The sequence below is a fragment of the Wolbachia endosymbiont of Cylisticus convexus genome, assembly GCF_003344345.1.
The window spans coordinates 1-5,051 of record NZ_QPIP01000098.1 but is presented as its reverse complement, the minus strand read 5'-3'; the positions used below and the strand labels follow the sequence as shown (position 1 = coordinate 5,051).

Below are 5,051 nucleotides of genomic sequence, written 5' to 3'. Positions count from 1 at the left end.
GTTCTTAATACTCAAAATATAATTAAGCTCCCAAATGGTGAAGAACATACTCTAACACCGCTTGGCTTTGCTATGGGTCTTAATTCGGAGGAAAAAGTTAAAGCTATTCTAGGTGTAGCTAAAGAGAATAATATGTTAAAAGAAGTTCTTAATACTCAAAATATAATTAAGCTCCCAAATGGTGAAGAACGTACTCTAACACCGCTTGGCTTTGCTATAAGTTTCAATAATTCGGAGGAAAGAATTAAAGATATTCTAGGTGTAGCTGAAAAAGATAAAGAGGTATTAAAAGAAGTTTTTGCTAGTGTAAAAGAACATGAGCGTAAAAGACTTACGGAGATTTTAGAAACATTAAAAAATCAAGAGCAGGATGAAGAGCAAAAAACTAAAATTGATAGTTGGCTAGAAATACTTGCAAAGAGCGTATCTAATAGTCACAAAAAAGACACAGTAAAAGCCATTAATAAATCAATAATGATTGGTAGTGTTTGTGGTGTTATAGCTGCATTAGCAGTAGGTATTGGATGCAGTATTGACGGTGTTGCATTACCAATATTGGCTTTAATTGGTATAGCTGTAGCAGCTGCGTTAGTAATAGGAGTTATTGCTGGTGGTATTACATATTCAGTATCAAAGCCTAGTGATAAGCTAGATAAACCTGACTTAAAAGTATTTAACCAACAAGTACCTGAAAAAGCTTGATAACAAAAGCCCAAGCAGAAGGGAGGACTATCTTTTACCTTCCTTTTGTATTTTTTTGTTAAAAGGTTATTCCGATGCTTATGATTTTTTGAGTATACTGACAGTAGAAGAAGGACTGTCAGGGCAGGCAATGGTGTCAACTTAAGAGCCTACCTTAGCAACTTCTTTGTTGAAATAAAATAGAAACAAAAGTGCTATTTCTTGCAGTTTTTAGGTAATTTAATGGTAAAAGTTTTAGAGAGAAATTTTATACACGATCGCTGATATTTTTCCTTAAGTTGACGCCATTGCCTGAACGGATACGGATTTTAAGTGATTAATTGGCCAATTTAGACTAAATTTTTGTATGAACTAATCTGCTTAGCTTTGTTACAATAATTTTGTGCTTTTATTTCTATAACCTTATTTTTATACAACGCGCTCTCACAAACATGCGCACTATTTTTGTGTTTTTTGAAAAAGTAAACAATTAAACCTTTTATGACACTAATTTATAGTATATTTTTATTGAATTATTGTCTTGACTTTATTTATTAACCTCTCGTACAGTAAAAGCTGTTGTAAGAACTTAAGTTTGAGGTAATATGTTTCCACGTAATAAAGATAAAGTGGTAAAGCCCACCATAGATGAGCAAGGAAATACTCCTTTGCATACTGCTGCTTGGGAAGGTAATTTAGAAGTAGTCAAATTACTATTGAAGCATGGAGCAGATGTTCATGCAGAAAATTTTGAAAGAAAAACTCCTTTGCATTTTGCTGCTTGGGAAGGTGGTTTAAAAGTAGTCAAATTACTATTGAAGCATAGAGCAGATGTTCATGCAAAAGACTTTGAAAGAAAACTCCTTTGCATCTTGCTGCTTGGAAAGGTAATTTAGAAGTAGTCAAATTACTATTGAAGCATGGAGCAGATGTTCATGCAGAAAACTTTGAAAGAAAAACTCCTTTGCATTTTGCTGCTTGCAATGGTTATCCAGAAATGGTGAAAGTTCTATTAGAGAGAGGAGCAGATGTTAATGCAAAAAACTTTGAAGGATGTACTCCTTTGCATTTTGCTGCTTTGGAAGGTGATTTAGAAGTAGCTGAAGTACTATTGAAGCATGGAGCAGATGTTAATGTAAAAAGTGAGCAAGGATATACTCCTTTGCATGCTGCTGCTTGGGAAGGTAATTTAGAAGTAGTCAAATTACTATTAAAGCATGAAGCAGATGTTAATGCAAGAAACCTTGGACTTGGAGAAAATACTCCTTTGCATTTTGCTGCTTGGAAAGGTGATTTAGAAGTAGCTGAAGTACTATTGAAGCATGGAGCAGATGTTAAGGAAAAACTCCTTTGCATTTGGCTCAGTTCTGTGGACATAGGGAAGTAGTCAATTTATTGCAGCAAGCTGCAATGCAAGGACCTAATGGCAACATGAATAATGTGAACGTGGAGAACTTATGCGGACCAGGAATGGGTAGATGAAACTATTAAGCTGGTAGGCAGGATGTTTTTCTTGTTAATTTTCGCTTGCATGTTACAATAAGTATCGAAGATGAGGTATATACTATGAATATTGAGATAAAAGACAAGCAATGTGTGGCATACGCAGAACAAACTAGCTCAAAAAGTGATTATTCTTCAGAGTATTGGGATTCACAGCGAAGTATTGATCTAAGCAATTTAAACTCAGAGGAAGATTCGAACTCAAGCTATGATTTAGATAACTCTCTTCCTTTTTTAGAAGGAGATTCATCTTTAGTAGAAAAAGAAATACCATTGACTGATGAAGAGAGTTTGTTAAGCGACGAATTTCATCAGGAGATGAATGATATAATGGAGAAAAATAAACAAGAGTATGAGAAAATAAAAAAGAGTATACAAAAGTATGAAGAATCTATAAAAGCTTGGTCAAAGAGTGCTCTAGAAGGTATTGAAGGTGTAGTCAGTAAGTATATTAAAAGGGGAATAAAATTAAACTCATATTGTGATGACAATAGAACAACTGTAGCGAACTTAGTATTTGAGAAAATACAAGATGTTCTTGACGATGTTACAGAAGTAACCTCTGGTAGATTTATTTATTGTAGTGAAGATCTAGCAACAGATATATACAATATAAACATTATACAAAATATTGCTGAAGATGTACTATTAAAAGGCGGGAAAGTGAAGCGATGTCTTTTCTACAACGATAGAATGTCACATGTGACTATGGGATTTGTTGTGAACCCCAAAGAAGACGAGGGGCAACAAGCAACTACGCAACTTATATTTGACCATAAAACAAAGTTTGATGACTATCTTTCTGGTGGATGTAAAGAAATTAGAAGCCGGCTAGAAGAAGCTGCGCGTGAAAGCATTGTGAACAAAAACAAACAAATTCAAGATGAATTAGAAATAAAAATAGATAATATCTATTCTCATATAAAGTATCCACAAGATAGTATTGTTGAGGTTGTAAAAATTACAAATGAATTGGAGGTAGAACCTCTAGAATTAAAAGTCTGCACGTTGAAAATAGGAGGAAGTATAGTAAGAATTGACATTGAAGGGGAAGACAGAAATTACACTGACATTGCAGGTAGTGACGGTATAGTGTTAACTTTCTACACCAGCTTGGGGGAGTTAGAAGTTGAATTATATCTTGATGAGGAGGATGAAAATTTCATAGGGGTAGAAGTAAGAGATCAAGAAAAGTTAGAGAAATTGAAAAGCTGTAACGAAGAAATAGGGCAAAATTGCTTATTAGGAGGTTTATCAGTTAATCAAGCTATAGAACAAGGGTATTTTAAACGACCTAGAAAGCTTTGTCAGTCTTCTGAAAGAGTTAGCTCATCTAGAAAAAAAGAGGAGGGAGTCTTGGAAGCAGCATTGGAAGCAGTAAAAGATTTAGAGTATGGCGATATAGTGAACTCTTCGTCAAATTCCTGTGAAAAGGTTATGAAGAAAAGCAAAGTCAGGGCGCCAGGATGCTAGTATGAATTCAAGTCACTCAGTGCAGCATAGCAAGTCAAGTAGAAATAGGAGGAGTATAAGTGCTCCAGGTTAAAATAACAGATTTTTAGGTAAGGCCAAGGGTTATAAATTACCTTTCTTCAAGCGCCGATTTTCGAGATTACAATTTTATTTACCTCTTGTGAGTAGCTCTCTACAGTTGGAGTTACATTAAATTCTACTATGTTTTTATCCAAAGCTACATCATTTACCACATAGTCAGAACTCAAAAGATCACTATAATAGCTTCCGCTTCTCCAGCTACCCTCTGATATTTGCAAATACTCTTTGTCTAGCCATATAAGAGATTCTCTCTCATGATCTTTATGAAAAAATGATAAATTTTCATCTTCATTTCCACACGCGTGGAGACTCAGCGAGTATAAGTAAAAATCATCTTTAATATGCTGACCATCTTTATTATATTTGTGTACTTCATAATAAAAGTTATCATCAACAAATTCTGAATCATTATTGAAAAAATCTATAAAATCTGTCATGATGTTAGCCTCTTTTATTAATAAACTACTAATAGTGTAACTAATATTTTTATATAAGTCAATATAAGTTAATTTATTAACTAAAATTTTGAACTAAACTCATAAGTAACTTGTCATTCCTTGCTGGAAAGATTTTCCTGCTTTTAACTATTTGTTAACATGTATCAAGATCTTCGCTATTTTATGTTAATATCCTTACATATTTGAGTATAAGTTTCTGTGAGCATTATTTATAAACGTTACAACACTAATCCATAAAACTTCTCTAATTGCTCACTCCATAGCATCGGTATTTCTCTTTTGAGCTTCCTCCATAACACAAGAAAAACTAACCTCTTTTTCAGCCAATGCCAGGCTAGTTTTTCTTTCAATTCTTAATTTGTTTTCAACTTGAATTATCATTTCCTATTGAAACAATGTTTATGGAATCACTCAAATCATACTACACTACACCAACTTGATCAGATAATAAGCACTTCCTCTTGCATAATTACTGGTGATCCATTTTCCGGCTCTATAAGGCACTTAAGTTTCTCTAATTCTGTATTATATTCAAGGCATCCAAGCTTTGCTGATATCAATTCAGCTTGCTCCATACACATAAGCTCCTGTAGATCTGGCTCCTCTGCCATTTTTGCCTGCTTAAAACAAGATTCTATTTCCTCTCTAAGTAGTTCTTTGCCTTTTAAAAAAGTTATTTTACTCATATAATCCTCTATTTGAAAAAAGCAAGTTATACAATAAAGTAACTAAAATAATCTAAATTCTTGCGTCATACTTACAGCTCTTTTTATTAACACTGCTTTATTTCCTAACCTATTCTTTGCACTTCGAATAAACTACTGTTAAAGGTTTAACCATAAAACTTCTCCAGTT

Annotated in this window: 8 protein-coding genes; 5 read left to right on the top strand and 3 right to left on the bottom strand. The window is 33.6% G+C overall.

The window, feature by feature from the left end; all coding sequences use genetic code 11:
• The 5 genes from Wcon_RS08225 to Wcon_RS08210 form a co-directional block, all read left to right on the top strand.
• The coding region (locus Wcon_RS08225) for a WD_0033/WD_0034 family tandem repeat-containing protein (protein WP_458694583.1) at window positions 1-702 on the top strand (702 nt) is incomplete at its 5' end.
• A 584-nt stretch (window positions 703-1,286) separates the two neighbouring features.
• A complete protein-coding gene (locus tag Wcon_RS08220; protein WP_114517836.1) occupies window positions 1,287-1,577 on the top strand; it encodes an ankyrin repeat domain-containing protein in 291 nt (96 codons plus the stop codon).
• Window positions 1,547-2,068 (top strand): ankyrin repeat domain-containing protein, encoded by a 522-nt coding sequence (locus tag Wcon_RS08215; protein WP_114517835.1) that lies wholly within the window; start codon window positions 1,547-1,549, stop codon window positions 2,066-2,068. The genes Wcon_RS08220 and Wcon_RS08215 overlap by 31 nt, the downstream gene beginning before the upstream one ends.
• Entirely contained in the window at window positions 2,032-2,163 is a 132-nt protein-coding gene (locus tag Wcon_RS13105; protein ID WP_410543465.1) for a hypothetical protein, read from the top strand. The genes Wcon_RS08215 and Wcon_RS13105 overlap by 37 nt, the downstream gene beginning before the upstream one ends.
• A gap of 84 nt (window positions 2,164-2,247) precedes the next feature.
• Window positions 2,248-3,657, top strand: a complete 1,410-nt coding sequence (locus tag Wcon_RS08210) for a hypothetical protein (protein ID WP_114517834.1) — start codon at window positions 2,248-2,250, stop codon at window positions 3,655-3,657.
• Between the two features lie 119 nt (window positions 3,658-3,776).
• On the opposite strand, the gene Wcon_RS08205 is transcribed toward Wcon_RS08210, so the two are convergent.
• The 3 genes from Wcon_RS08205 to Wcon_RS08200 all read right to left on the bottom strand — a co-directional run bounded on the left by Wcon_RS08205 (window position 3,777) and on the right by Wcon_RS08200 (window position 4,882).
• Entirely contained in the window at window positions 3,777-4,175 is a 399-nt protein-coding gene (locus Wcon_RS08205; RefSeq protein ID WP_114517833.1) for a hypothetical protein, read from the bottom strand.
• 273 nt (window positions 4,176-4,448) lie between these two features.
• Window positions 4,449-4,577, bottom strand: a complete 129-nt coding sequence (locus Wcon_RS12585; protein WP_255565546.1) for a hypothetical protein — start codon at window positions 4,575-4,577, stop codon at window positions 4,449-4,451.
• Window positions 4,578-4,636: 59 nt separating this feature from the next.
• Window positions 4,637-4,882, bottom strand: coding sequence for a hypothetical protein (locus tag Wcon_RS08200; RefSeq protein WP_114517832.1), 246 nt, complete (start codon window positions 4,880-4,882; stop codon window positions 4,637-4,639).
• Window positions 4,883-5,051: the final 169 nt, after the last annotated feature.

Coding starts and splice junctions, on each gene's coding strand:
- Wcon_RS08220 (WP_114517836.1), top strand. CDS start 1,287: ATGTTTCCACGTAATAAAGATAAAGTGGTAAAGCCCACCATAGATGAG.
- Wcon_RS08210 (WP_114517834.1), top strand. CDS start 2,248: ATGAATATTGAGATAAAAGACAAGCAATGTGTGGCATACGCAGAACAA.
- Wcon_RS08205 (WP_114517833.1), bottom strand. CDS start 4,175: ATGACAGATTTTATAGATTTTTTCAATAATGATTCAGAATTTGTTGAT.
- Wcon_RS12585 (WP_255565546.1), bottom strand. CDS start 4,577: ATGATAATTCAAGTTGAAAACAAATTAAGAATTGAAAGAAAAACTAGC.
- Wcon_RS08200 (WP_114517832.1), bottom strand. CDS start 4,882: ATGAGTAAAATAACTTTTTTAAAAGGCAAAGAACTACTTAGAGAGGAA.